This window comes from Dyadobacter sp. SG02, assembly GCF_900109045.1.
In the GTDB taxonomy this organism is placed as follows: Bacteria; Bacteroidota; Bacteroidia; order Cytophagales; family Spirosomataceae; genus Dyadobacter.
Genome location: NZ_FNYL01000021.1, coordinates 1 through 25413, shown reverse-complemented (window position 1 = coordinate 25413; position 25413 = coordinate 1). Strand labels below are relative to the sequence as shown.

The window sequence follows — 25413 nt, the reverse complement described above, 5'->3', positions numbered from 1 at the left end:
TCGTGTGATCCGAAACCCCGGCAAATGCTTGCCGGGGTTTTTCTTTTTATTGTATATTGCGCGTTCTAAAAGGAACCTTGTACGGGTATAAACGTCCCTGCAAGGTTCTTTTGATGTAAGCTCAAATTGTTCAAACCACCTAAAACTTAAATTCTTTTCTATGAAAAAAGTTGCATTCTTTGCTGGTTTGGCTGCGTTGGGAAGCATCCCGGCGATGGCCCAATCACCCATCTCTTTCAATGCCCGTGGTCTGGTTGTAGTGTCCGATGCCGATTTGGCAGCTTCTGCATTGGTGGATGGAAAGCTATTAAGAGACAACACATCAAAAGACCAACTTACTACCATCAAATTCCCTATCGAAAGAGGAAGCAAAGGCCTGGGAAGCGCCCTGGTTTCCAATTCCGCACTGGGATATTCCAAAACGCTGGCCGTGTCGCCAACCGGAACGCTCGCATTCGTGCTTGAAAACCGGATCAGACCGGAGGACGGCGTAGGAGAATACAAAGATCTTTCCAAAGAGTTTCCGGCAGGGGAGAAGCTGTTTGTAGTAGACATCAGTAATCTGGCGGCACCGAAGGCTAAGTTTGGCTTCCCGGTAGGTAAAAAGCCGACTTCCATCGATGTCAATAAAAATGAGCTGATCCTCGCTACCAACGATACCGGCAAAGAACTCGTGTTCATCGAAGCAGGACCCGACGGCAAGCCTGCGAGGTTCCTGAACCTGCCTTCCGGATTGGATAGTACCAACCGCATTGTAGACATTTCGTGGCACCCGTCCGGGGATTTCATCGCATTCTCCCTTGACAATTCGAATGAAGTTGGACTGTATAAAGTGATCCGCGAAGCCGGAAAGCTGAAAAACGTAGAAATGGTAGGCAAGCCTGTGAAAGTAGGTGTAGATCCTACTTTCGGAAGATTTACGGCCGATGGCAAGCATTATTTCGTCCTCGACAGCAAAGGCACACCGGGTAAGGGCGCTGGCGAAGGCGAAATTTTTGTGGTGGATTTCTCGATGGACGGAGCCGTTGAGCACAAAGTGGCCGGTCAGGTACCGATTGGTTTGAATACCGGTTCGTTCGCATTAAGCCCGGACGGTACTTTGCTCGTAACTGCCAACGCAGGCAAGAGCGGCTCGCCCTGGGCGGAAGCAGGAGCAGGAACTGGCGCTTCGCTCTCATTATATAAGGTAGCAGCCACCGGCGCATTGACCAAAGTAGCCGATTATCCTTTCGACGGCATTTATCCTCAGAGCGTAGCTTTCGACAAAGACGGCTCTAACGTAGCGGTTTCTGTGTTTGAATACCTTGAATACGGCAGCGGCAACGGTGGCGTGGAATTCTGGTCGGTGACCAAAGGCGATACGCCGGCATTGAAAAAGCAGGGCGCGAAGGTAAGTGTGGCTAAGGGCGCGCATACATTGCGTGTGATCCCCTGACAGGCATATAATCCCCGATTTTAATACGCAGGCCGGTTTGTTACCGGCCTGTTTTGTTTGCATTTAGTTTACGCAAGGATGCTAAATCAGACCGATTTTTGTAATTTTGCGGTCTCATTCATAAATAATCAATTTTCAGATGATTACGGTTCAGAACGTATCGCTGCGATACGGTAAAAGGGTATTGTTCGACGAAGTAAATATAAAGTTTGTCCCTGGTAACTGCTATGGCGTAATTGGCGCTAACGGAGCCGGGAAATCCACATTTTTGAAGATTCTTTCAGGTGAAATCGAGCCGCAGACCGGTAATGTAAGCATGAACCCGGGCGAGCGTATGACGTTCCTGAAACAGGACCAGTTCGAGTTTGATGCGTACACCGTGATGGACACCGTGATACTCGGCCACGAGCGTCTTTATAAAGTAATGAAGGAGCGGGAAGCCATTTACGCGAAAGAGGATTTTACAGACGCTGATGGTGAAAAAGCAGCGGACCTGGAAGCGGAATTCGCAGATTTGAATGGCTGGGAGGCCGAAACAGAAGCTGCGCAGCTTTTGAGCGGTCTGAGTTTGGGCGAAGACCTGCACCATTCGCTGATGGGTGACCTCAATGCGAACGATAAGGTACGAGTTCTGCTTGCACAAGCACTTTTCGGTAATCCCGACGTGCTCTTGCTCGATGAGCCTACCAACAATCTTGACGTAGAGACGGTATTGTGGCTCGAAAACTTCCTCGCGGATTTTAAAAATACGGTGATCGTGGTTTCTCACGACCGTCACTTCCTCGATGAGGTTTGTACGCACGTCGTGGATATCGATTTCAGCAAGGTTCAGATGTTCTCGGGGAACTATTCATTCTGGTACCAATCGAGCCAGCTGGCATTGAAGCAGCGCCAGGATGCGAACAAGAAGGCAGAAGACAAGCGTAAGGAATTGGAAGACTTCATCCGCCGTTTCAGCGCGAATGCTTCCAAATCGAAACAGGCTACTTCGCGCGCTAAGTTGCTCGAAAAACTTACCGTGGACGATATCAAGCCATCTTCCCGCAAATATCCTTACATCGCATTCAAATCGGAGCGCGAGGTGGGTGACCAGATTTTGCGCGTGGAAGGGCTTTCCAAAACTGGCGAAGACGGTACCAAGCTGTTCGAAAACATCAGTTTCACCATTAATAAAGGCGATAAGATTGCATTTGTGAGTCGGAATGTACTGGCGATCAGTGCATTGTTTGATATTGTAAGTGAAGTGGATAAGGCTGATAAAGGCGACTTTACGTGGGGGGTTACCATCACGAAATCCTATTTCCCGAAAGATCCGGGACAGTTTTTCGATGTGGATCTGAACCTCGTGGACTGGCTGCGGCAGTACTCCGATGAGAAGGACGAAAGTTTCATTCGCGGCTTCCTGGGCCGGATGCTTTTCTCTGGCGAGGAGTCGCTGAAAAAAGCGAAAGTGCTTTCCGGAGGCGAGAAGGTGCGTTGTATGCTCTCGCGCACGATGCTCTCAGGCGCGAATGCACTCGTACTCGACGACCCTACCAACCACCTCGACCTCGAATCGATCACGGCATTGAACAACGGTCTGATTGATTTTACGGGCGCATTGCTGTTCTATTCTCACGATCACCAGTTTGTGGAAACCGTCGCGAACCGCATTATCGAGATAGGACCAAAAGGAATCCTCGATAAGTTGATGACCTACGATGAGTTCCTGACGGACGAAACCGTAAAGCAACAGCGTCAGAAATTGTATTGATTTTCAGTTTCAGATTATAGCAAAACAGCCCCGCTTCGAATAGAGGCGGGGCTGTTTGCTAATGCATTACAGTTTTAAAAAATAGAAAGCTGTTTCGCCGTCTTTTCGGTCAAAACCGCATAAGAACTCGGCTTAATGCCTTTCAAATAGGGTACCATATTCAAAAGCGCGAATTTGATTTTTGTAATGTAGTAGGCCGATTTATTCTTCCCGTAAAGCAGCTTCAAAACATCATCGTGATAGAAGTAGTTTATATCTTTCTTCACTTCAAAATTCTCAGATTTTAACAGAAACCTGAACAGCGACGGCGTGTAAATGTTAATGTGCCCGTAAGCGAGGAAATGCGCTAGTTTCCGGTCTACATAGAACGAAAAATCGATTGGTACTTCAAAAATCTGATATTTCGACACCCGCTTGATTTCCCTCAGCAATATCCTTTCATGTTCGACGTGCTCCAAAACGTGTGAGCAAATGACGAGATCGAAGTGATTATCGGGATACGGGATCTTATATCCGTCGAAAAGGAGAATGTCGTTCAGGTTCGGGATGCGTTTGGATTTGATCATTTCGATCCCGCTTTCCGAAATCTCGATGCAATTAAGGTCTTTGCAAAAATCCATTTGCGAGAGCCAGTTCAGCACACTTCCTTCTCCCGCGCCCACTTCCAGCACATTTTTAAACTGGATCGATTTGGAAAGTTCAATGATATTAAGCGCCTTGTAACGCGCGCCGGTGTTACGCCAGTTTACAGATTTTTCATCATATTGACTGGAATATGAATCTTTTACATTGTCGGATAACTGCATGTATAGGAGATTGATTTTGTCTCAAAGTTAAAAAAAAGTGCGCCATTGACTGTAAATGGCGCACCGCTTATTCTTAACATTTATCGATTTGGAAGGAGCTTTCAAAGCTTAATCGTAGCTCAAACCATACTGTTTCAACACATCTGCCGGAACACCTTCCCATACGTTCGGCGTGTTGCCTTTATAATCGAGGTCAGCAATACCGATTTTGGAAGTGTAAAATCCGGAAGCCGTCAGGTTACGCATTAACGTAAAGAATGCAACACCCTGGCTGTGAATTGGTTTCGCTTTTTGAGGATAGGCAATGTCGTCTACAATCTGGATTTGCTGTGCTTTGGTAGCCAGCGTAAACCCTTTGCCGAAACGGTTGAGCGATTCCCGTTCGAGCCATCTCAAACCTCCGCGCAGCGGCGTCTGGTGTTGCGGCATGTCCTTCACAATGAAGTCGATGAACTCCACCACGCCTGCTTGTGATGCACTGGCGGATTTCTCATCGGCCGGAATGATAATGTCTGCCAAAACCTTGATTGTCGCCAATTCCGCAACGGTCAGGAATTTCTCTTTCGCGATCTTGGCGTCGCGGATGGCTTCTTCTTTCGTCCGTCCTCCCGGAATTTTAAGCGGAGTTTCGGGCGGGTTTTGCATTTCGAGCTCCCGCTGCTCGGCTAATGCCACCTGAGGGCTCAATGCGGCGATCCCCAGCGAGCTCAGTGTCAATGACTTTAATGAATCTCTGCGTTTCATATGCTTATGATTTGAACAGGGTTCAAATGTTAGATATTTTTCTGTTTAACCTGATTGATAATGTACTCAGAAGCACGCATCGACAGTGCGAGGATCGTCCAGGTAGGGTTTTTGTCAGCCTGTGAGACGAACGAGCCACCGTCTACGACAAAGACGTTTTTCGCGTCGTGCGCCTGCGAGAACTTGTTCAATGCGGAAGTTTTCTGATCGTCGCCCATGCGTACCGTGCCTACTTCGTGGATGATACGTCCGGGAGCAGCCAGGCCGTAATTGGTGTCGGCACCAGGCTTGGTACCATTTGCCACACCGCCCAATGCATGGATCATTTCCTCGAAAGTATCGTGCATGTGCTTCGCCTGTTTGATCTCATAATCAGACCATTTGTAGTGGAAGCGCAGTACCGGAATACCGAATTTGTCCACCACGTTCGGGTCGATCTCACAGTAGTTGTTAAAATCAGGTACCGCTTCACCGCGACCGGCCATACCGATGTTGGCACCGTAGAAACGACGATAATCCTCTTTCAGCGACGCACCGTAGCCGCCCGCTTCCTTGGTTACACCCGCTTTGGTCGGATATTTACCATTCAGGTTTTCAATGCCCGAGCCGAAACCGTAGGCAGGCATACCCATACCGCCGCCGTATTCGATGTGGTAACCACGCGGGAAGTCGAGTTTTTTGTTGTCGAGCCACCACGGCGTGTACACGTGCATACCGCCTACGCCGTCCTCGTTGTAACGCTTGCGGTCCATCAGGTGGGGCAGGAATGCGCCGCGTGAAGCACCGGTAGAGTCGTGCAAATAACGGCCTACGACACCACTGGAATTGGCCAGACCATTCGGGTGGCGGGCTGATTTCGAGTTGAGCAACAGACGCGAAGATTCCGCCGCGCTGGCTGCAAGAACCACAACTTTCGCTTTAACGGTATGCTCTGTCAGTTTTTCACGATCAATGTAAGATACACCAGTGGCCAGCCCTGTTGAAGGATCGGTCAGTACCTCGCGGCACATCGCGTTGTTGATCAAGGTTACGTTACCGGTTTTGATCGCAGGAATACACAATACCGACGACGACGAGAAATCCGCGTAAGCCTGGCACGCCCGCGAGCATTGGCTGCAATAGAAACAAACCCCGCGCTGGTCGTTGATAGGCTTGGTAAGGATCGACAAACGCGACGGGATTACCGGGATATTCGCCTTTTTACCAGCTTGTTTCAGGAAAAGCTCGTGCAGACGCGGCTTTGGCGGAGGCAGGAAGATACCATCCGGCTCGTTGTCAAGTCCTTCTACCGTTCCGAAAACACCGATCAGCTTATCGACCTGATCGTAATAAGGTTTCACATCGTCGTAGCTGATCGGCCAGTCGTCGCCGAGGCCGTCGATGCTCTTTCTTTTAAAATCTTTGGGTCCGAAACGCAGGGAAATACGTCCCCAGTGGTTGGTACGTCCACCGAGCATACGGGACCTGAACCAGTCGAATTGTGTTCCGTTCTTGTGTGTATAGGGCTCTCCCTCGATTTCCCATCCACCCCAGGCGGCATCGAAATCACCAAACGGACGGTGGTTACCCGCACCACGGCGTGGCGATTCGTAAGGCCATTTCAGCTGCGTAATGTATTTGGGATCAGCAGGATCGAAATATCCACCTGCTTCCAAAAGCGCCACCTTGGCGCCCGCTTTGGCAAGTTGATAAGCTGCCATTCCCCCTCCCGCACCCGAGCCGATGATGGCGACGTCGAACACAGCAGGTTGTTCTTTGATTTGAAACATAGTAAAGGGTTGTTTAGATAGTACTATTTAACCAATAAATATAAACACGTATCAGATAACGCAGCGCCAAGTTTTGATCATTCCTGGTTATTTAAAAACAATCTAAATGCGGATACTCGGATTTCTTACGCGCCGCCGTATTTTTGTATTTTAAAAACAGAATTATATTTTGGCAGTCACCGGCAGCGACCTTCACGTCGCAAAAGAATTTCTGATAAAAGGCGAATTAGTAGCCATTCCTACCGAAACCGTTTACGGCCTGGCGGGCAATGCATTGAACGAAAAGGCTGTGCTTTCTATTTTCGAAGCAAAGAACCGGCCCGCGTTCGATCCGCTCATTATCCATACTGATTCGATCGAAAAAGTGGCTATTTACGTAGCCGACATCCCGGAAAAGGCGCGGGTACTGGCCGACCGCTTCTGGCCCGGGCCGCTTACCTTACTGTTGCCGAAAAAGGACATTGTGCCGGACCTGGTTACCTCGGGGCTCGATACGGTGGCCGTACGGATTCCCAACCACCCGCTCACGCTCGAACTGCTCGGACAACTGAGTTTTCCCCTCGCCGCGCCGAGCGCGAACCCGTTCGGCTACATTAGTCCCACCAAGCCGGAGCACGTCGACCAGCAGCTCGGAGACCGCATTCCTTACATTCTGGATGGCGGTGAATGTGAGGTAGGGATCGAATCGACGATATTGAGCTTTGAAAACGACGAAACGATCGTGTACCGATTGGGTGGGCTTGACATCAACGAAATTGAATCGCTGATAGGGCCGGTAGTGCTGATGCCGCATTCGACGTCCGATCCCAAAGCGCCGGGAATGCTCAAAAGCCATTACGCACCGCGGAAGCCATTGCATTTATATAGAAGGGACGAAATTGTGCCGGGCGATGCGGAAACAGGGTATTTGATGTTCGATCGGTACCTCGACGGCGCCGACCGCAAATACCAGCGCCTGCTCAGCCCGAACCGCGATTTGAAAGAGGCTGCGCACAACCTTTTCGCGTACCTCCGTGAGCTGGATGCCTTACCTGTTTCAGAGATCAAAGCGGAGCTGGTACCGTCCAGCGGATTGGGGCTGGCCATCAACGACCGCCTGCAACGCGCTTCGGTGCCTGCCTGACAATGCTTATTTGAAAAACTGCTGGTGAAAATTCATCAGGAAGACCTCGTCGGTAGCGCGGGTAATGGCGGTGTAAAGCCACCGGATGAATTCGGTATTGATTTGCTCGTCAGGTAGATATCCCTGATCGATAAATACCGCGCTCCACTGACCGCCCTGCGCCTTGTGACACGTGAGCGCGTACGCGAATTTCACCTGTAATGCATTCAGGTAGGGGTCTTTCCGCAACGCTTCGACGCGGTCCTTTTTGGATTTGATATAAAAATAATCCTGTTGGACGCTCTCGTATAGCTTCTTGTTGTCTTCCGATGACATCGATGCCGAGGGCGAATGCAATGTGTCGAGGAAAATCTTCGCGTCGAATTCGGGTTGTTTTTCGTAGTCCGTCAGGCGCAATGTTACGTCGGCGAAACGGAAACCGTGCATTTCCTGTGTTTTGCGGATTTTTAGCAGTTCTACAAAATCGCCGTTGGCAATGAATCCGGCAGGGGAGTCTTCGTCGAGGATATTGTAATTGTTCCGGACGACCATTAACCTGTCGCCGGCATCGAGCTCGTCTTCCGAGAAATTGATGACCCGGCGGATGTATTCATTATATTGAACAGCCGATTTGTTCGAACGGGTCAGGATAATGGAGTTTTCCGTACCATATTTATCATATGCGTATCGCAGGCCTTCTTCCAGCTTCTCTCCCGTCATCTTAAACACATCGCGGTAGGAGCGGGTGGTGATGTGGATATCCGCCGCCCCGGCGCCGAGCTGGTTACGCAGCTGGGTCGCATTGAAAAGAATGCCCGATTGCTCGTCCTGCCGCATTACTTCCTTTAATTCTTCCTGAAAAACAGACATGTAGAATGTCCTTTCGAGGTAATCGCCGTCCAATGCGGGGCTCAGTTCCTTGCCCACAGGTGGTAGCTGGGCAGTGTCTCCGACCAGCATCAACTTGTTTCCCGGATTCTCAAATACGAATTCAATGAGATCTGCAAGGAGGCTGCGGCTTCCGAAATCGGCCTCGTCGGTGATCATGGATGCTTCATCGACGATGAAAAGGGTATTGTCGTGGTAATTTTTCTGTCGCTGGAAAGTCAATGTGCCCGAAAATGCATCGGCGGTTTGTTTGTAAATCTTCTTATGGATCGTGAGCGCGATCTTTTCCGAGTACCCCGACATTACCTTGGCAGCCCGGCCGGTGGGAGCGAGCAGGACTGATTTATAGCCGAAGTTTTTAAGTACTTTAATAAGCGTGCTGATGATGGTCGTTTTACCAGTTCCCGCATAACCTTTCAGTAAAAAACAGTCCCGGTAGCGTTCCAGGCCCTTTTCTTCAATTAAAAAATCATTGGTCTTGTCGAAGAACCGAAGCTGGCCGTCGGTAGGCCGGAAAGGGAATTGTTTGCGCAGTAATTGGGAAGGCAAGAGTTTGTCGGTGTCCATGGAACGAATCTAACGCAAGGATTTCGATTATCAAAAACCGGATTTTTTAACAAAATAATACTCATATTTTATTGGACTTTATAAGGTCAAATCCATATATTAGACTCCCTTATCTGAAAATCCCCAAACCTAAACATCTATGCTGGTACAACATGTAATGGGCAACAAGCCTGTCAATGCGATTTGGTCGGTTACGCAGGACAACACAGTGTTTGAGGCTCTGGAACTCATGGCCGAGAAGAACATTGGGGCAGTTTTGGTACTTGAAGATAATGAATTGATCGGTATCTTCTCCGAGCGCGACTATGCGCGAAAAGTGATATTGCAGGGACGTGCTTCGAGAGACACGCTGATCCGCGACGTAATGACCAGCAGGGTGATTACCGTGGAAACGGACGCGAAAATCGAGGAATGTATGCAGATCATGTCGGACAAGCATATCCGCCACCTGCCCGTGAATAGCGACGGTCAGCTGGTTGGTATCATTTCGATCAACGACATTGTTTCCGCAATCATCCATGAGCAGAAAGAGCATATTAACACGCTCGAAAGCTATATTTCCGGAAGCCCGTATTCCTGAGCCTTCTTTCCGTTTTTTACAGAGAGATTGTCGTTGAACCACCCGTAAGCCACATGCCGGAAGCGGGGAGGTAGAATTATGTCTTGCCTATTCTGGTCGGATAGTTATCTTTGCTCATACAAAAAACAGGTTTTGCAGGCAATAAATGCAGATATAGGCACTATTTATGGCGGCTCGGTACGTGTGCGTGCGTGCGGGATTTGCGTGCATGAGGGCCGGATCTTGCTTGTAAACCAGGCGCTTTACGGGTCCGACGAGGCATTCTGGTCGCCCCCTGGCGGCGGCGTGTACTTTGGCGAGACGGCTGAGCACGCGTTAGCCCGTGAATTCAGGGAAGAAACGGGCCTGGATGTGACGGTAGGGCGCCTGCTGTTTGTGAACGAGCATATTGCCGCGCCGCTGCATGCGGTAGAGCTGTTTTTTGAAATCAATTCCTTTGAAGGAAGTGTGGTGTCGGGTTTTGACCCGGAACTGGCGGCCGACGGACAGATTATCAGGGAAGTCCGCTTTCTGGATTGGGAAGAAATCCAGCGGTACCAGCCCGGCCAGCGCCACCGCATTTTGAATATCGCTGGCTCGCTGGCAGGAATTTTTGAACTCAACAAGTATATTTCCGGAAATTGATACCGGCAAAACATTAAACAACACCACCCCGAACGTGGCAAATTCTGAAAACCAGTTAATAGAAGTTATTCCCACGCTGTTGGTAGGAGATAATTCCTTCGATGCGACCAGCATACCGCTTTGTACGCTCTGTGTGGAGCTGGACGAGCGGCGTATCCGTTTTTGCATTGTGAGGGATGAGAATATGGAATGCATCTGGCTGGAAGATTACTTCTTCGAAAATGCACTCACGCCGGCCGAAATTTTCGAGCGACTGAAACGGATTTTTAGCGGACACTTATCGTGGTCGTCCAACAATTGGAAGAATGTGCGTGTGACCGTCAATTCGCATGCATTCACGCTGGTACCCAATGTACTTTTCAAGCCGGAATCGGCTTATGAATATCTTTCGTTCGCATTGGGCAACCCGGTTTCGAAGCACGAGAAAGTGCTCTGGCATGATTTGCCGCTCGTACACGCGCAGAACGTTTTCAGCATTCAGGAGCTTTGGTACGATTGGGTCGTGAACCATTTCAGCTCTTCCACGGTCACATTCTACCATCTTACGAGCGCATTGGCAATCGGTTCGCTGGTGAACCATGTGGAACACCAGGAAATGCGGATGATGTCTTTGTATTTTGAAAAGGACCACTTCACATTAGTGGTGAGCGAAAGCCAGCAACTGCTGCTTTGCAATCGTTTTAAATATGCCCAGGTTCAGGAGCTTGCCTATATCATCCTGTTCACACTGAGCCAGTTGAATATCCTGCCGGAAGAAATCAAGGTACTTTGCTACGGAGAAATCGCGCCGGGCGCGGATTCTTATCACGAGCTTTCGCGGTTTTTCCCGAACTTGCACATGGGTACACGGCCGACAACGCTGAAATACAGCCCGCAATGCGCCGAAGTGCCCGGTCACAGGTATTTCGGATTGTTCAATACTTATCTCATTTCCTCCTGATTCCTCCCATGACTCGTATCGCATTATTTCCGGGCTCGTTCGATCCATTTACCAAAGGGCATGAAGATATTGTCCTGCGCGGGCTGAGGCTGTTCGACGAAGTGGTGATCGGGATTGGTAACAACGCCACCAAAAAGCGCTATTTCCCGTTGGACGTGATGAAAGAGATGATCGAGAAGACTTTCTCTTCCGAACCGAACGTGAAGGTGATTACCTACGACGACCTGACGGCCCACACTGCCCGTGAGTTAGGCGCGAGATTTCTGCTGAGAGGGTTGAGGAATACGACCGACTTCGAATATGAAAATGGTATCTCGCAGGTCAACAGGTATTTGTATGAAGAAATCGAGACCGTTTTCCTGATCACGTCGCCTGCCCTGGCGCCGATCAGTTCGAGCATTATCCGCGACCTGCACCGTTACGGACAGGCCGTGGACAATTTTCTTCCCTATTCATTATCCGAATTGAAAAAGGCGGAACAGAACATCTGATGTGCCTGTCCGGCTTTTTTTCAGGATTCTTTCAGATTGTGGATTTTATTGAGGCTGTCGACCACATAGCGGATCGAGCTGTATGACTGTATGAGCAACGGTTTTACATCTGAAGGCTCGTACCAATCCAGTTTTTCGATTTGCTCCTCGGCCTGGGGACTCATATTCGAATCGTCGAGGCAATCGAAGAGGTACCATTTCGTACGTTTCAGGATGCGGCTGTTGTTCAGCGAGTAGGTGTGCCAGGTGGTACAAATTTTGTCGCGGATCAGTGCCTTCACGCCGGTTTCTTCTTCGATTTCGCGGGTAGCCGCTACCTTGGAGTTTTCGCCTTTGTCGAGCTTGCCTTTGGGTAAATCCCACATTTTGCGGCGGTACATGAAAAGCCATTTGCCATCCTTTACCACCACGCCGCCTGCTGCCTTGATCACCTTGTATTGCGCCTTGATCCGGTCTTCCACTTCCGATTTTTCACGCGTCGCCATCGTGATCGAAAGCATATCCTTAGGGAACTCCTTTTCGAGCATCTGGATCACCTGAATGGCACTGGTAGTAGTGGAATTCAGGAACAGGACGTGACCTGTCAGCATGGTTCTCTGCAATTTTTCCAGCCGTAGATCTACGATGTGTTCAAAACGCGATGTTTCGGCGGCAGACAACTGATTGGTCCGTACAATTCTGACTGGACGGTCGTCGAAAAAAATGATCATTTTGGAATGGGTACGTGAATGGATCGCAAAATTAAGTAAAGAGTTTAGTTTAGGCAGAGATTATTATTGATAAATTTGTATTTGTAACAACTAACCAGTTCTTGGAACTCCTTATAATTCTATTTCTGGTGCTGCTCAATGGCCTTTTTTCCATGTCAGAGATAGCACTGGTTTCCTCCCGAAAATCGCGCCTGGAAGCAGCGGCCAAGAATGGCGATTCGAGCGCGAAAGCAGCATTAAACCTCGCGAATTCCCCTACCAAATTCCTCTCCACGGTTCAGATCGGCATTACGCTCATCGGTTTGCTGACCGGTATGTACAGTGGCGACAATATTACTGCCGATTTTGAGCAAATAATTTCCCGTGTGCCCGCATTCGTGCCTTACGCGCATTCGCTCGCGGTGGGCACCGTGTTGGTGGTAATCACTTATTTATCGCTCGTGCTGGGCGAACTGGTCCCGAAGCGCATTGGAATGTCCAACCCGGAAGCCATTTCAAAAGTGATGGCCACGCCGATGAACCTGCTTTCGAAGGTAACCGCGCCGTTCATTGCATTGTTGGGTTTTTCAAGTGATTTGATTATCAGGGTATTGAATATTAAACAATCGGAAAATGCGGTTACCGAGGAGGAAATCAAAAGCCTGATCCAGGAAGGTACCTCGGGCGGCGTTTTCGAGGAAATCGAGCAGGAGATCGTGCACAATGTGTTCCAGCTGGGCGACCGCAAGGTAACCTCGCTGATGACCAACCGGCAGGAGATCGTCTGGCTCGACCTGGAAGATACCGTGGAGGAAAACAAGGCAAAAATCCTTGACGCGAGGCATTCGATCTATCCGGTTTGCAGGGGGAATGTAGACGACGTGGTAGGTCTGGTGTATGTAAAAGACCTCATCGCGACCGACCTGGAAGTGCAAATGGCGCATTTGACGTCCATAATGCGCGATCCGGTTTATCTGCCGGAAAGCAACAGGGCCTATCAGGCGCTCGAAAAGTTCAAGGAGCAGCGCGTGTATTACGGCATTATCGTCGACGAATACGGCGGTACCCTCGGCGTGGTGACGATGCACGACATTATGGATGCATTGGTAGGAGACATTTCCGAGGATATCGAGGAGGCTTCGGAGATCGTGCGGCGCGAGGACGGGACCTACCTGATCGACGCGCAGCTGCCGTTCGACGATTTTATTCAGTATTTCAACATCAATATCCAGGAAAGCGAGCGGCGGGAGCTGGTAGGCTTCAATACGCTCGGCGGTTTCGTGCTGCACGTTCTGGAAAATATTCCCCAAACCGGCGAGAAGTTCAATTGGAGGCATTTCGAGTTCGAAGTCATCGATATGGACCGCAGCCGGATAGATAAGCTTTTAGTAACCAATTATAATAAACAGGAGGAATCCGAAGATTAATAATGTCGAACGATCTGGATATTACCAAACGAATCGCCGAGCTGCTGCTGGAAGCGCAGGCCATCAAGCTCAGCCCCGAAAAGCCGTTCCAATGGAGCTCAGGCTGGTTTTCACCCATTTATTGTGACAACCGCGTGGCATTGTCGTACCCTGACACCCGCACCTTCATTAAAAAGGCGCTGGCAGAGTTGATCCGCGCCAAATACCCCCATGCACAGGCGGTGGTAGGCGTTGCAACCGGCGGTATCGCGCAAGGCGCATTGGTAGCCGACCTGCTCGAATTACCTTTCGCGTACGTGCGTCCCGAGCCCAAAAAGCATGGCATGGGTAACCAGATCGAAGGAAGGTTGGAGAAAGGACAGTCGGTAGTGATTATCGAAGACCTGATTTCCACCGGCGGAAGCTCGCTCAAAACGGTAGACGCATTGCGCGAAGCCGGAATAGAAGTAGCCGGAATGGTAGCGATCTTCACCTACGGATTCCAGGTAGCCGCCGATAATTTCGTGGAAAAGAATGTTCAGCTCGATACGATCAGCAACTACAATGCATTGATCGAGGTAGCATTGGAACATGATTACGTTAACGCCGAACAAGTAGAAAGCCTCGCGGCGTGGCGTATAGCGCCGGAGAGCTGGGGAAAATAAGACGAATGGTCGATGGTCAGAGGTCGATGGTCAAATCAGACCATCGACCTCTGACCATCGACTATTTTACGCCTAACCGCGGTGATTATCGAGGCTTTCATACAATCCCCCAAACGCCTCCTCCTTCACCCCGTCGGATTTCAGGAATTCGTGCGGGAAGCCTAGTTCTATTTTACTTACCTCATGTAATTTTTGCAGCGCTTCCTCCGGGATGCGGAAATCGAGGCAGCCGAGAGAATCGATTAGCTGGCTCTCTTTCGATGCGCCTATGATCGGGATCATGACCTGGTCGCGGTGGCGGGTCCAGTTAATGGCGACTTGCGCGGGTGTCACGCCGAGTTCTGCTGCTACGTCTACGACGGTTTGGGCGATAATGCTACTCTCTTCGTTCCGGCGTGTGCTGTTGTCGGGTACGCGGCCGGTTTCGCCACGAAGGTATTTGCCCGTCAATGCGCCGCCGCCAATCGCTCCCCAGGGGGTTACTGCCAGGTCGAGGGCCTTGGCCATCGGCAGCAAATCACGCTCGGGTGTGCGTTGCAGAAGCGAGTACTCGAACTGAATGGCTGCAAATGCATTCCAGCCACGGAAATCGGCGATGGTATTGGCTTGTGAAACAATCCAGGCGGGAGTGTCGGATATGCCGATGTAATGTACCAGTCCACGGGTCACGAGGTCGTCGAGGCCGCGCATTACCTCCTCGGTAGGCGTGGTGTTGTCCCACATATGCACCCACAGCAGATCGATGTACTCGGTATTGAGGCGTTTGAGGCTCGATGTTACCGAGCGCATCATGTTCTTTCGGTGGTTACCGGCAAAATTCAGGTCGTCGTTGCGGTCTTTGAGCGTAAACTTGGTGGCGAGCACGAAATGGTCGCGGTCGGTTTCGATGAATTCGCCCACATATTTTTCCGAGGTGCCCTCGGTATACCGGTTCGCGGTGTCGATGAAGTTACCGCCTGCGTTGGCGAAGGCCTCGAAAATTCTGAAGCTCTCATGCTTATCCGCTCCCCATCCCCAGTCCTTTCCGAACGTCATGGCTCCAAGGCAAACTTCCGATACCCGTAAACCCGAGCGGCCTAATAATTGATAACGCATAGTGATTTAATGATAATTTTAAATGAAGATATAGCTTGGGAAACTTGGCTGACAGCGTTGTTTTTTGTACCGCAAAGTTATATCCTTACCCGCCAAATGTATTTATATTGTACCAAATTTTGAATCTTTTACACCACACTCAATGATCGACGTTGCCTATCCTTACTTTGATACTAATCTTAGCTGGCTTTCGAACAATTACAGGTTGCTGCTGGAAGCAAACGACGAAACGGTACCGGTAAGGGAGCGTTTACGGTTCTTGGGTATTTACGCGTACCAGACGAAGGAGTTCTACCGGGTGCGTATCCCGAACCTGCTCGCGATGGGGGAGGTGAGCAACGACATCCGTTCCAAACTGAATATTTTTCCGGAATCGCTGCTCGAACACGTTTACGAAACGGTTGAAAATCAGCTACGGGAATTCAATGATATTCTCATCTCGGGTATTTTGCCTGCATTGCTCGAACAAGGTGTGCATTTGTATTACCGTGAAGCGTTCGTGTCCGAACATGCCGCATTTGTGAGGCGTTTTTTTCTCGATAAGCTGTTCCGCTATTTGCAGCCCGTTTTCCTCGATAGCCGCCGCACGCTCAAAACACCTGCATTCGAATCCAAACAATTGTACCTGATTGTGCGGATGCAGCACAAAGAAGACGCCGAAGAGGATTGGTATGCGTCGGTGAATGTGCCCGCGGAGCCCTACGGCCGGTTCCTGGAACTGCCGGAATGGGAGGGGAAGCGCCACGTCGCTTTTTTGGAAGATGTGATCCGTGAAAACCTGCCGGTGCTTTTTCCCGGCTACAATATCCTGGAAAGCTATGCATTGAGAGTCGAAAGGGAAACGGAGCTGGCGATCGAGGATGAATACCCGATGCAGGTAGCGCAACGCATTCTGAAACAACTTGAAAAGCGGAATTTCGTGCAGCCGTCGCAGTATTTTTATGAATCGGGGATGCCGCTGTATGTGCGGGAATACCTGGTGGGTAAGGTGTCGATCCCGATGAACGATTTCCACGAACGCGGCGATTACCTGTTAATGCAGGACCTGGCCAAATTTCCGGTGGTATCCCGGCGACTCGATTACCCCTATCAACGGCCGGTCCAGAACCCGGAATTCGAGGAAACGACGATCTTCGAGGCCATTCAGCAGGCCGACCAGATGCTGCATTTGCCCTATCAATCCTACGAACCGATCGTGCGGTTTTTCAATGAGGCGGCAGTCGATCCGCATGTGCGGGAGATTCATGTTTCATTGTATAAAATCAGTCCTAACTCATTTATACTGAACTCGTTGATTAGTGCCTCCAAAAACGGAAAGCGCGTCACGACTTATGTGGAGCTGAATGCCAAACTGGATATTCAGGAGAACCTGCAGTGGTCGAAAAAGATGCGTGACGCAGGGGTAAAGATCCTGCTCAGCGCGCCGGGCCTGAAAGTACATGCGAAAATGGCATTGGTGAAACGCAAAGTGCAGAAAGGGTGGGAGCGTTACGCATTTCTCGGTACCGGTGGTTTTTACAGGCTGACGAGCCGGGAGATCGTCGATCACGCATTGCTCACATCGCACCGTGAGCTCACCAACGAACTGGAACTGCTTTTCGGGTACCTGTCCACGCAAGACGAGCCGAAGAAGTACAAGTACTTGCCATTCAATACCTTGCAGGTTACCCAGTTTAATCTCCAGAAACGGCTGCTCGATCTGATGGACCGCGAGATTGCGAACTGTAATGCGGGGCTTAAATCGTTCATTACCATTAAAATAAATCAATTGCAGGACCACATTCTGATCGACAAGCTTTATCAGGCGGGTCAGGCAGGCGTGCCTGTGCATGTGATCGTGAGCGAGAGCTGCGGGCTGATTTCGGGCCTGCCGTCGATCAGCGACAATATCGTGGTGAGCCGGCACGTCGACCGATACATCGAGAACACACGGATATTCCATTTCGGTAACCGCGGGAACGACGAGATTTACCTTACATCCTGCGATTGGACACACCGGAACCTGCACCGCCGGATCGACATTTGTTTCCCGGTACTGGACGAAACTTTGAAAAGCCAGATGCGGACAGTGCTTCGGAATTATGTGAACGACAACCAGAAATCGGTGCGACTGGATCTCTACCAGAACAACTTGCGCATTACCGACGAGTCGCGCGGAAAGGTACGGGCGCAGGAAGCGAACTACCGGTTAGTGGAGAAAATTGAGCGGAATGGGCTCTCGCGGCGTTCAGAAATATAAGCTTTCCGGCGGCTTAAAAAAATTTTATCAGCATTAAATTTCTGAATCGCCTGTCAGATTTAATGGATGGTGTTTGTAGAAAAGGTAAAGAAATTTTGAAGGACTTTTTTCGTTGTCACCACTTGCATGGTCTTGAAGTGTAAGGGGTATATCGTTATATTTGAAAACATATCTTTCTGAATCAATCCTAAAAGACATTTTTAAGCATGGGAATAGTAGAGCGAAGAGAGCGGCTTAGAATACAGGTACGCTCAGACATCGTGAAGACAGCCAAGGACATAGCCCGCGAGGACGGTTGGACAGCTGTCTCGATTCGCAAGATTGCCGATGTGATTGAATACAGCCCACCTATTCTCTACGAATATTTTGAAAGTAAGGACAAACTCCTGGAAGCCATCCGCATGGAAGGTTTCGACTATTTGCAGTCGGAGTTTGTGAAGATAAAGGGGCATTTCAGCAACCCCCAGAAACAACTGGTGGAAGTTGCGCATACGATCTGGCATTTCGCTGTCGAAAATCCGGAGGTTTTTCAGGTGATGTTCAATCTCGAAGGCGCTTATTGCGATTCGAAGAAAGCCTATTCGCAGGCAATGAGCATCAAGGATAACCCGGTTTGGGAAATGATAGCAGGTCTACGCCCGAAATCGGGCGAAATGGTGACCAAGACTTATTATGAATGGTGGTGCCTTACCTTCGGGTTTATCAGCATTACCATGACCACCCAGCCACGTTACGCATTTCCACAGGCCGAGCCTGTATATATGGAAGGCATCCGGAGATTTATCCGGAGCATTATGTAACAGAAGGCGAAGAATGTTGGCGTATCTCTATTTTGCTTTGGTGATAAACCAGGGAATATGGAGGTACGCTTTTCGTTAGCCAGGCATTTCCACCGATGATCGAATCATGACCGATCACCGTTTCTCCACCCAGGATAGTCGCATTGGCATATACCACCACATTATCTTCAATCGTCGGGTGTCGCTTATGCGATGCGAGCGACTTCGAAACGTGCGTAGCGCCGAGGGTAACGCCCTGGTAAAGCTTCACATTATTACCGATATGGGTCGTTTCGCCGATCACCACGCCGGTGCCGTGGTCGATGAAGAACGAATGGCCGATGGTCGCATTCGGATGGATATCGATGCCCGTCTGGCTGTGGGCGAACTCCGTGAGCATGCGCGGAAGCAACGGAATACCGCTCTTTGCAAATGAATTTGCAAAGCGGTAGGTAGCAATGGCCATAAAACCCGGGTACACCGAAATCACTTCTTCGATGCTTACGGAAGCCGGGTCGTTATCGGTAATGGATTTAGCGTCGGTGAGCAATGCCTCATAAATACCGGGGATTTGTGCAAACACTTCGTCCAGTATTTCCGCTGTATCACGTTCGAGCTGGGGCAGCAGCGGTTGGAGCATGCAGTTCAGGTCGTTGCGTAAATCGGCATATTTCATGGCCAGGTCCTTGGCCGGGCAGCTGGGGCAATCCTTGCTGATCGGGAAGAGGAAATTGATCAGGTTTTGGATGAATTTGCCCGCGTCGTGCCGCGAAGGCAGCTTGTACCGGTATTTTTCGTTCTGCGCAGAAAGGCGCTCAAAGAAAAGTGCTTGCTGGGTGGCTGTCATTAAAATAGAGGTTAACCTATACCGTTAAACCATTGCTGGCATTGCTTTTGAGTATGCAACAACGAAATGCATTGAAAAATTTTGAGAGTGGCGTTTTCTTTTCAAAAAAGGCCAATTGTCAGTTTTTTCTCCCGATAAAATCGTATATTGAAATATCCTGTGAATTTAGGAAATAAGGCAAGATTCTTTACGGCGTATGTTAAGTTTTAAATTACTTCGTTCGGTCATCCTGTTCCTCTCGTTATCTGTGTCACTGAGCTCCTGCTTTTCGCGGTACATTATTTCAGCCAAGGAAGTGCGGAAGCATTATGCCGATAGGAAGGTCAAGCCGAAGGAAATTTTCATCAAGAACGACACACTTTCCCTCTCGCTGGCCAGCATGGGGCCCGACACGCTTCCTATGCTGCTGCTCATCCACGGCGCTCCCGGCTCCTTGTGGGGGTATATGAACCTGATGGACGACGAAGACCTGCAAAAGCATTTCCACATTGTTTCAGTCGATAGGGTAGGTTACGGCAAATCCCGGCTGAAAAAACGGCGGTATGTGACTTCGATCGAGACACAGGCTCACGCCCTGCTTCCCGTATTTTCGCTTAATAAAAGCGACCAGAAGGTGATTGTGCTCGGCCGGTCGTATGGCGCGCCTATTGCCGCGAGACTGGCCTCCCTCGCTCCCGAGCAGGTGAAAGAGCTCATTATGGTGTCGCCTGTTATCGACCCCGAAACCGAACGTTTCTTCTGGTTTTCCAAATGGGGTAGGATGAGTTTCGTTCAACTTTTTCTGCCCGCTTCATTCAATGCCGCCACAGCCGAGAAATACAGCCACGCAGATGAACTACGCAAATTGCTGCCGGTCTGGGAGCAGCTCAGCGTTCCCACCACCGTCATCCAGGGCGGCAACGACTGGATCGCCGATCCCACGAATATTGATTTTGCCAAAAAACATATCAAGAGCAAACGTGCCCAATACATTTTCCTTTACAATGCAGGCCATATGATTACCTTTTCGCACGCTGCGATGATCAAAGAAATGTTGCTGAAAAGCAGGTTGTTCCAGGAGAAGATCACGGCATTGCAGCCGAAGGGCGAGGAAATGGGCAACGAATAGTTTATCAAACAGCATTCAAAAAAGAAAGCGGCAGATCACAGGACCTGCCGCTTTTCTGTTTAATAATTAACCTATGGTAATACGTGAAATTATATTTCACCTAAAACAACTATATTCCATAGGACGACATTCATGCCGGCTACCATTACATGCCAGCGGCATTATCTCAATACTTTCTGCGTGACGGAATCCTTCGCATTGCTCGCGCGGATGAGGTACACACCTTGCGCGAGGTTCCGCATATCGAATACCTCCTGCACCGAGATTTCAGGTATTTTGCTGGCGATCTCGGTCAGTACGCGGCCATTCATATCGATTAGCTGCAACCGGATGATATCCCGCTGCTTGCTGTACGCTTTCACAGTCACGAAATTCTCGGTAGGCACCGGATAGGCCTGAATCGCCATGGAAACTTCCGGCGATGAAACGACCGGCGTTGAAGTGATGAGGCCGCCGTATTCCGACGACTCGTAAGGCGGGATTTCCACCGTCTCTCCCGGTTTGTCGGTCACGGTCACCATACCCTCCCGGTAAGTTTCGGAAATCTTCGCGCCGTCGCGCCATTCCACCACCACCATCGCATAGAGGTAGTTTCCTACCACTTCCGGCGCCGTCCAAATCAGCTTTTTCTGCGCCGCATCGACTTTAAATGTGCCGCTTGCACTGATTTCGTTCGGGAAAAGGTAAGTGCGATCGAGCATGCGTACGCCGCAGGTTCCCGGCGATGGCCTGCTCAGTCGCACTACTCTGGCCGTAATGCTGTCATTATCGGCTATGGATGGTTTTAGATCGATGGAAAAAACCTGGCGGACACCGGCTTCAAACGACAGGTAGGGTAGCACCGGTGTGGAATTTTGTACCTGGGTATCGATAACGGTCCAGATGAACTGCGTCGTGCCCCCGGCGTTGGGGAGGTTGACGATGTTATCGCTTCGCTGATCGCTCGCCACGGAAATCTGGAAAATCCCGGAGCTTGGAAAAGTGTAGCGGTCTTCATATTCAAAGACTCTCACACCACCGGGCCGTACTTCCGAACTGACTACGCGCGGCAGGTCGACGATATTGCCGTCGCCCATGCAGACTTTTACGGAACTGAGTGCTTCGGGAACCATACCGAGACCCTCGTCTATGTACAGCCGCACCCTGATCTTATAGGACTGTGCTGAAACATAGGTCGCCATAATTTCACCGCCTTTCAGGTGGGTGGCTTCCGCAAACGCGCCCGAAAGCAGGATCAGTAAGAGAATGCTGTAAACTGATTTCATATAGAGGAAAAAAAGAAGCCGTGAGGTTACAAACTATATGTTCAAAACGCGGGAAACGCTTGTTTTTGTATGGCTTCTTTTCAAAACAAATGCAAAAAATCCCGCGGCAAAAACCTGTTTCCCGCGGGGTGCATTGTTAGTCCTTATAAATCAATATTTCGCGCTTGCCGTCGCTTTTAATGTACCCGCGGTACATTCCCTCGCTATTGAAGGGCATCGCCACATTACCGTTCCTGTCGATCGCGATGATACCGCCTTCGCCGCCCCTTTCGACCAGCTTTTTCATAACTACTTCGTTGGAGGCGTCGGCGAGGGACAATCCTTTGTATTCCATCAACGCCGAAATGTCGTGGGCTACAACCGAGCGGATAAAATACTCGCCATGGCCCGTTGCCGAAACCGCACACGTTGCATTGTTGGCATAAGTCCCGGCCCCGATGATAGGCGCATCGCCAATGCGGCCATATCGTTTGTTGGTCATGCCACCCGTCGAAGTACCGGCAGCGAGATTACCGAATTTGTCCAAAGCCACGCAACCCACCGTCCCGAATTTCTTCCCCTCCGTAAAAATCAGGTCTTCGACCGAATGGTAACCCGTTTTCGGGCCTTTCTTAACTTCTTTTTCCTCCTTTCCTCCATTCTCCTCTTTCCCGTTATGATCCAGCTCGGTTTTCTCCTGCTCCTTCGCCCGCTGCAACGCCTTGTACCTCGCTTCCGTGTAGAAATACGACGGATCGACGATTTCCAGCCCTTTTTCTTTCGCAAATTGCTCGGCACCCTTGCCGGCCATCATCACATGCACCGACTGATCCATAACCGCAATCGCCGCTGAAATCGGGTTCCTGATGGTGGTGACGCCTGCGACAGCACCTGCCTTCAACGTTTTTCCTTCCATAATTGCCGCGTCCAGTTCGTTTTTTCCTTCATTGGTAAAAACGGCGCCTTTGCCTGCATTGAACAGTGGAGAGTCTTCCATCACATGAATGGCTGCTTCGACGGCCTGAACGCTTGTCCCGCCTTTTTTGAGCACTTCATATCCTTTTTCCAAAGCGGTATTCATCGCGTCCCGGTATGCTTTTTCGCGCTCCGGACTCATGTTCGCGCGGGTGATCGTGCCTGCGCCCCCGTGTATGACGAGCGTGATCTTGTCGGAGAAATCCTGCGCGAATGCGGACAAGCAAGACAGGGCAATTAACAGGGTAACGGAAAGTTTTTTCATGAAATAGTAATTTGAGTGATGCTTTCAAATCTAGTAACTAAAATCCTATATCGCTATTCTTCTGATACCCCGGTCATTCGGTCTTCCGCTAGCAGATATTGCGGTTTTTTGTACAGTAGAGCCCATTCCGGTGCTACTTTTGGTAGTTCTAATTAAAATTTATTTAAAAAAAACCGAAACTCTGATGAAGAAAGTGGTGCTTAGCCTGGGACTTCTCCTGGGCAGCCTGTATGGCCCTGCCAGGGCACAGCAAACTGCCGACTGGAAGTATGTGCAAGGCAAGATCGTAACGCCATGGGCGGAAAAAGTGGTGGCAGCTACCCCGCTTCCTGAATACCCCCGCCCGCAAATGGTACGCCAGAACTGGCAGAATATCAATGGCCTGTGGAATTACGCCATCGTGCCCGCGAACGCGGGAGACGCCAAACCGGCGGCATTCGATGGCAAGATACTGGTCCCTTTCGCGGTAGAATCCGCATTGTCGGGCGTAGGTAAGACGGTGGGGAAAGACAGCATTCTCTGGTACCAGCGCTTAATCGATTTTGCACCTAAACTGAAAGACCAGCGCGTGCTCCTGCATTTCGGCGCCGTGGATTGGAAAGCCGAGGTATTCGTGAACGGCAAACCTGCCGGAAGCCACCAGGGCGGCTATGATCCTTTCTCGTTTGACATTACCGACCTGCTCGTGAAGAAAAAACAGCAGGAAATCGTCGTAAAAGTGTGGGACCCGAGCAGCGACGGCCCTCAGCCACGTGGCAAACAAATCAAAAACCCGCACGGGATCTGGTACACGCCTGTAACCGGCATCTGGCAGACAGTTTGGCTGGAAACCGTTGCTACGAGCCATATTAATAAGGTTACGCCAGTCGCGGACATTGATAAACAAACACTTACCGTCAATACGGAAGTAGTCGGCGCGGGTGCCGCCGATAAAGTGAAAATCACGGCCTGGGACGGTGTAAACAAGGTTGCCGAACAAGAAGTGGCCGCTAACCAGCCTGCTACGCTGACCATCAGCGACGCGAAACTATGGTCGCCGGATTCGCCTAACCTGTACAACCTGACCGTGAGTCTTACCCGCAACGGAAAAGTGGCCGACGAAGTGAAAAGCTACGCCGCCATGCGTAAAATCGGCGTGCAGGTGGATGAGAACGGTATCCAGCGCATGACGCTGAACAACAAGTTCCTCTTCCAATACGGCCCGCTCGATCAAGGCTGGTGGCCCGACGGACTTTACACCGCGCCTACCGACGAGGCATTGAAGTTCGATATCCTGAAAACCAAGGAAATGGGTTTCAACATGATCCGGAAGCACGTGAAAGTGGAGCCTGCGAGATGGTACCGCTATTGCGATGAGCTGGGAATGCTCGTGTGGCAGGATATGCCAAGCGGCGACCTGGGCAACAACTGGGAAATGCGCCCGGGTATAACCGGCAACGAAACCGACAAGAAGCGTACGCCGGAGTCGGAGAATATTTATAAAACAGAATGGAAGGCGATTATGGACGCCAACCGTTTCTTCCCGTCCATCGTCGTTTGGGTACCATTCAATGAGGCCTGGGGGCAGTTCAAAACCGCCGAGATCACCAACTGGACAATGCAATACGATCCGTCGCGCCTCGTGAACAGCGCCAGCGGTGGTAACTTCGAGCCGGTAGGGCACATTATCGATTTGCACAACTATCCCGCGCCGGTCATGCCGCGCCCTGATTTGTTCGGACAGAAGCAGATCATCGTTTTGGGAGAATTCGGCGGACTAGGCTTACCGGTTGACCAACATGTCTGGCAACAGAAAGATAACTGGGGTTACCAGAGTTTTAAGAACAAGGAGGAGCTCTACAACCGTTATGCGACGTTTATCGATCGTTTCGAGCCTTTGATCAAAAAGGGCCTTTCAGCGGCGGTCTACACGCAAACGACCGACGTGGAAGTGGAAACGAACGGTTTGATGACCTACGACCGCAAGGTGATCAAGTTCCCCGAGACGAAGTTGAAGCAAATACATTCCAAGCTTTACGATCCTTCATTGGTGAAGTTAAAACCGTAAGAATGCATTGCGTAAGAAGCGAAAAGAGGGTGTCTCAAAAAGGCACCTTCTTTTGTTATATGGGCTTTGCCGATTTTCTGTGATTGATTATCTTTAGGTATTAGCAATCCAGGAAAGATGGCCCGACGACAACCTACCTTCAAGCCTTATAATCAGCAGCAATTAATGCTGCTTCCTCCAAGTTTAGATGAGTTAATCTCCAAAGACCATGCTTGTCGGGTGGTCAACGATGTGATCAATAGCATCAGTTTAGAGCCGCTTCATTCAGCCTATCACACGATCGGGTCTTCGAGTTATCACCCGCAGATGCTTCTTAAAGTGCTCGTTTATGGTTATGTGAGCAACATCTATTCAA

23 protein-coding genes are annotated in these 25413 nt (G+C 50.1%); 14 read left to right on the top strand and 9 right to left on the bottom strand.

Annotation, left to right across the window (positions count from 1 at the left end):
• Positions 1-160 precede the first annotated feature (160 nt).
• Both BMW93_RS33060 and BMW93_RS33055 read left to right on the top strand, forming a co-directional pair.
• Positions 161-1435 carry a hypothetical protein gene (locus tag BMW93_RS33060; RefSeq protein ID WP_090386755.1) on the top strand — a complete coding sequence of 425 codons (1275 nt, stop codon included), beginning with the start codon at positions 161-163 and terminating at the stop codon, positions 1433-1435.
• Positions 1436-1574: 139 nt separating this feature from the next.
• Positions 1575-3188 (top strand): ABC-F family ATP-binding cassette domain-containing protein, encoded by a 1614-nt coding sequence (locus BMW93_RS33055; RefSeq protein WP_090386753.1) that lies wholly within the window; start codon positions 1575-1577, stop codon positions 3186-3188.
• 74 nt (positions 3189-3262) lie between these two features.
• Here BMW93_RS33055 and BMW93_RS33050 read toward each other — a convergent pair whose 3' ends face one another.
• The 3 genes from BMW93_RS33050 to BMW93_RS33040 all read right to left on the bottom strand — a co-directional run bounded on the left by BMW93_RS33050 (position 3263) and on the right by BMW93_RS33040 (position 6507).
• Complete coding sequence (locus BMW93_RS33050; protein ID WP_090386751.1) at positions 3263-3994, bottom strand: class I SAM-dependent methyltransferase; 732 nt, start codon at positions 3992-3994, stop codon at positions 3263-3265.
• 108 nt (positions 3995-4102) lie between these two features.
• Complete coding sequence (locus BMW93_RS33045) at positions 4103-4738, bottom strand: gluconate 2-dehydrogenase subunit 3 family protein (protein WP_090386750.1); 636 nt, start codon at positions 4736-4738, stop codon at positions 4103-4105.
• Positions 4739-4767: 29 nt separating this feature from the next.
• Positions 4768-6507, bottom strand: coding sequence for a GMC oxidoreductase (locus BMW93_RS33040; RefSeq protein ID WP_090386748.1), 1740 nt, complete (start codon positions 6505-6507; stop codon positions 4768-4770).
• A 169-nt stretch (positions 6508-6676) separates the two neighbouring features.
• Here BMW93_RS33040 and BMW93_RS33035 point away from each other — a divergent pair, with 169 nt between their 5' ends.
• A complete protein-coding gene (locus BMW93_RS33035; protein WP_090386746.1) occupies positions 6677-7630 on the top strand; it encodes an L-threonylcarbamoyladenylate synthase in 954 nt (317 codons plus the stop codon).
• 6 nt (positions 7631-7636) lie between these two features.
• Here BMW93_RS33035 and BMW93_RS33030 read toward each other — a convergent pair whose 3' ends face one another.
• Positions 7637-9064 carry an ATP-dependent RecD-like DNA helicase gene (locus tag BMW93_RS33030; RefSeq protein ID WP_090386744.1) on the bottom strand — a complete coding sequence of 476 codons (1428 nt, stop codon included), beginning with the start codon at positions 9062-9064 and terminating at the stop codon, positions 7637-7639.
• Positions 9065-9221: 157 nt separating this feature from the next.
• On the opposite strand from BMW93_RS33030, the gene BMW93_RS33025 reads away from it, so the two are divergent.
• The 4 genes from BMW93_RS33025 to coaD all read left to right on the top strand — a co-directional run bounded on the left by BMW93_RS33025 (position 9222) and on the right by coaD (position 11699).
• On the top strand, positions 9222-9644 hold the full coding sequence (locus tag BMW93_RS33025) for a CBS domain-containing protein (protein WP_090386920.1): 423 nt from the start codon (positions 9222-9224) through the stop codon (positions 9642-9644).
• Positions 9645-9776: 132 nt separating this feature from the next.
• Positions 9777-10268: an NUDIX domain-containing protein gene (locus tag BMW93_RS33020; protein ID WP_090386743.1), complete on the top strand. Its 492-nt coding sequence runs from the start codon at positions 9777-9779 to the stop codon at positions 10266-10268.
• 34 nt (positions 10269-10302) lie between these two features.
• Complete coding sequence (locus BMW93_RS33015) at positions 10303-11208, top strand: DUF3822 family protein (protein WP_090386918.1); 906 nt, start codon at positions 10303-10305, stop codon at positions 11206-11208.
• An 8-nt stretch (positions 11209-11216) separates the two neighbouring features.
• On the top strand, positions 11217-11699 hold the full coding sequence (gene coaD, locus BMW93_RS33010; protein ID WP_090386741.1) for a pantetheine-phosphate adenylyltransferase: 483 nt from the start codon (positions 11217-11219) through the stop codon (positions 11697-11699).
• 20 nt (positions 11700-11719) lie between these two features.
• On the opposite strand, the gene BMW93_RS33005 is transcribed toward coaD, so the two are convergent.
• Positions 11720-12409, bottom strand: coding sequence for an NUDIX hydrolase (locus BMW93_RS33005; protein WP_090386739.1), 690 nt, complete (start codon positions 12407-12409; stop codon positions 11720-11722).
• 101 nt (positions 12410-12510) lie between these two features.
• Between BMW93_RS33005 and BMW93_RS33000 the strand changes: the two genes are divergently transcribed.
• Positions 12511-13815 (top strand): hemolysin family protein, encoded by a 1305-nt coding sequence (locus tag BMW93_RS33000; RefSeq protein WP_090386737.1) that lies wholly within the window; start codon positions 12511-12513, stop codon positions 13813-13815.
• A 2-nt stretch (positions 13816-13817) separates the two neighbouring features.
• Positions 13818-14459, top strand: a complete 642-nt coding sequence (gene pyrE / locus BMW93_RS32995; protein ID WP_090386735.1) for an orotate phosphoribosyltransferase — start codon at positions 13818-13820, stop codon at positions 14457-14459.
• A 72-nt stretch (positions 14460-14531) separates the two neighbouring features.
• On the opposite strand, the gene BMW93_RS32990 is transcribed toward pyrE, so the two are convergent.
• Positions 14532-15554 carry an aldo/keto reductase gene (locus tag BMW93_RS32990; RefSeq protein WP_090386733.1) on the bottom strand — a complete coding sequence of 341 codons (1023 nt, stop codon included), beginning with the start codon at positions 15552-15554 and terminating at the stop codon, positions 14532-14534.
• Between the two features lie 142 nt (positions 15555-15696).
• Here BMW93_RS32990 and ppk1 point away from each other — a divergent pair, with 142 nt between their 5' ends.
• Both ppk1 and BMW93_RS32980 read left to right on the top strand, forming a co-directional pair.
• Positions 15697-17793: a polyphosphate kinase 1 gene (ppk1, locus tag BMW93_RS32985; protein WP_090386732.1), complete on the top strand. Its 2097-nt coding sequence runs from the start codon at positions 15697-15699 to the stop codon at positions 17791-17793.
• A 206-nt stretch (positions 17794-17999) separates the two neighbouring features.
• A complete protein-coding gene (locus BMW93_RS32980; RefSeq protein WP_090386730.1) occupies positions 18000-18593 on the top strand; it encodes a TetR/AcrR family transcriptional regulator in 594 nt (197 codons plus the stop codon).
• On the opposite strand, the gene epsC is transcribed toward BMW93_RS32980, so the two are convergent.
• Positions 18586-19419 (bottom strand): serine O-acetyltransferase EpsC, encoded by an 834-nt coding sequence (gene epsC, locus BMW93_RS32975; protein ID WP_090386729.1) that lies wholly within the window; start codon positions 19417-19419, stop codon positions 18586-18588. The genes BMW93_RS32980 and epsC overlap by 8 nt on opposite strands.
• Before the next feature lie 196 nt (positions 19420-19615).
• On the opposite strand from epsC, the gene BMW93_RS32970 reads away from it, so the two are divergent.
• The gene (locus BMW93_RS32970) at positions 19616-20527 is read left to right on the top strand and encodes an alpha/beta fold hydrolase (protein WP_090386727.1); all 912 of its coding nucleotides are present in this window, start codon (positions 19616-19618) and stop codon (positions 20525-20527) included.
• A gap of 161 nt (positions 20528-20688) precedes the next feature.
• Here BMW93_RS32970 and BMW93_RS32965 read toward each other — a convergent pair whose 3' ends face one another.
• Positions 20689-21792: a T9SS type A sorting domain-containing protein gene (locus BMW93_RS32965; RefSeq protein WP_090386725.1), complete on the bottom strand. Its 1104-nt coding sequence runs from the start codon at positions 21790-21792 to the stop codon at positions 20689-20691.
• Positions 21793-21928: 136 nt separating this feature from the next.
• Positions 21929-23011 (bottom strand): isoaspartyl peptidase/L-asparaginase family protein, encoded by a 1083-nt coding sequence (locus BMW93_RS32960; RefSeq protein WP_090386723.1) that lies wholly within the window; start codon positions 23009-23011, stop codon positions 21929-21931.
• Positions 23012-23195: 184 nt separating this feature from the next.
• On the opposite strand from BMW93_RS32960, the gene BMW93_RS32955 reads away from it, so the two are divergent.
• Entirely contained in the window at positions 23196-25058 is a 1863-nt protein-coding gene (locus tag BMW93_RS32955) for a glycoside hydrolase family 2 protein (protein WP_090386721.1), read from the top strand.
• A 117-nt stretch (positions 25059-25175) separates the two neighbouring features.
• On the top strand, positions 25176-25413 hold a 238-nt coding region (locus BMW93_RS35775; protein ID WP_143061772.1), incomplete at its 3' end, for a transposase.

What these genes read in the sequence shown, in the direction of transcription:
- BMW93_RS33055 (WP_090386753.1), top strand. Translation starts at nt 1,575, where the DNA reads ATGATTACGGTTCAGAACGTATCGCTGCGATACGGTAAAAGGGTATTG.
- BMW93_RS32955 (WP_090386721.1), top strand. Translation starts at nt 23,196, where the DNA reads ATGAAGAAAGTGGTGCTTAGCCTGGGACTTCTCCTGGGCAGCCTGTAT.
- BMW93_RS33025 (WP_090386920.1), top strand. Translation starts at nt 9,222, where the DNA reads ATGGGCAACAAGCCTGTCAATGCGATTTGGTCGGTTACGCAGGACAAC.
- BMW93_RS32960 (WP_090386723.1), bottom strand. Translation starts at nt 23,011, where the DNA reads ATGAAAAAACTTTCCGTTACCCTGTTAATTGCCCTGTCTTGCTTGTCC.
- pyrE (WP_090386735.1), top strand. Translation starts at nt 13,818, where the DNA reads ATGTCGAACGATCTGGATATTACCAAACGAATCGCCGAGCTGCTGCTG.
- BMW93_RS33050 (WP_090386751.1), bottom strand. Translation starts at nt 3,994, where the DNA reads ATGCAGTTATCCGACAATGTAAAAGATTCATATTCCAGTCAATATGAT.
- BMW93_RS33030 (WP_090386744.1), bottom strand. Translation starts at nt 9,064, where the DNA reads ATGGACACCGACAAACTCTTGCCTTCCCAATTACTGCGCAAACAATTC.
- BMW93_RS32965 (WP_090386725.1), bottom strand. Translation starts at nt 21,792, where the DNA reads ATGAAATCAGTTTACAGCATTCTCTTACTGATCCTGCTTTCGGGCGCG.
- BMW93_RS32980 (WP_090386730.1), top strand. Translation starts at nt 18,000, where the DNA reads ATGGGAATAGTAGAGCGAAGAGAGCGGCTTAGAATACAGGTACGCTCA.
- BMW93_RS33040 (WP_090386748.1), bottom strand. Translation starts at nt 6,507, where the DNA reads ATGTTTCAAATCAAAGAACAACCTGCTGTGTTCGACGTCGCCATCATC.
- BMW93_RS33045 (WP_090386750.1), bottom strand. Translation starts at nt 4,738, where the DNA reads ATGAAACGCAGAGATTCATTAAAGTCATTGACACTGAGCTCGCTGGGG.
- BMW93_RS32990 (WP_090386733.1), bottom strand. Translation starts at nt 15,554, where the DNA reads ATGCGTTATCAATTATTAGGCCGCTCGGGTTTACGGGTATCGGAAGTT.
- epsC (WP_090386729.1), bottom strand. Translation starts at nt 19,419, where the DNA reads ATGACAGCCACCCAGCAAGCACTTTTCTTTGAGCGCCTTTCTGCGCAG.
- ppk1 (WP_090386732.1), top strand. Translation starts at nt 15,697, where the DNA reads ATGATCGACGTTGCCTATCCTTACTTTGATACTAATCTTAGCTGGCTT.
- coaD (WP_090386741.1), top strand. Translation starts at nt 11,217, where the DNA reads ATGACTCGTATCGCATTATTTCCGGGCTCGTTCGATCCATTTACCAAA.
- BMW93_RS33060 (WP_090386755.1), top strand. Translation starts at nt 161, where the DNA reads ATGAAAAAAGTTGCATTCTTTGCTGGTTTGGCTGCGTTGGGAAGCATC.
- BMW93_RS33005 (WP_090386739.1), bottom strand. Translation starts at nt 12,409, where the DNA reads ATGATCATTTTTTTCGACGACCGTCCAGTCAGAATTGTACGGACCAAT.
- BMW93_RS32970 (WP_090386727.1), top strand. Translation starts at nt 19,616, where the DNA reads ATGTTAAGTTTTAAATTACTTCGTTCGGTCATCCTGTTCCTCTCGTTA.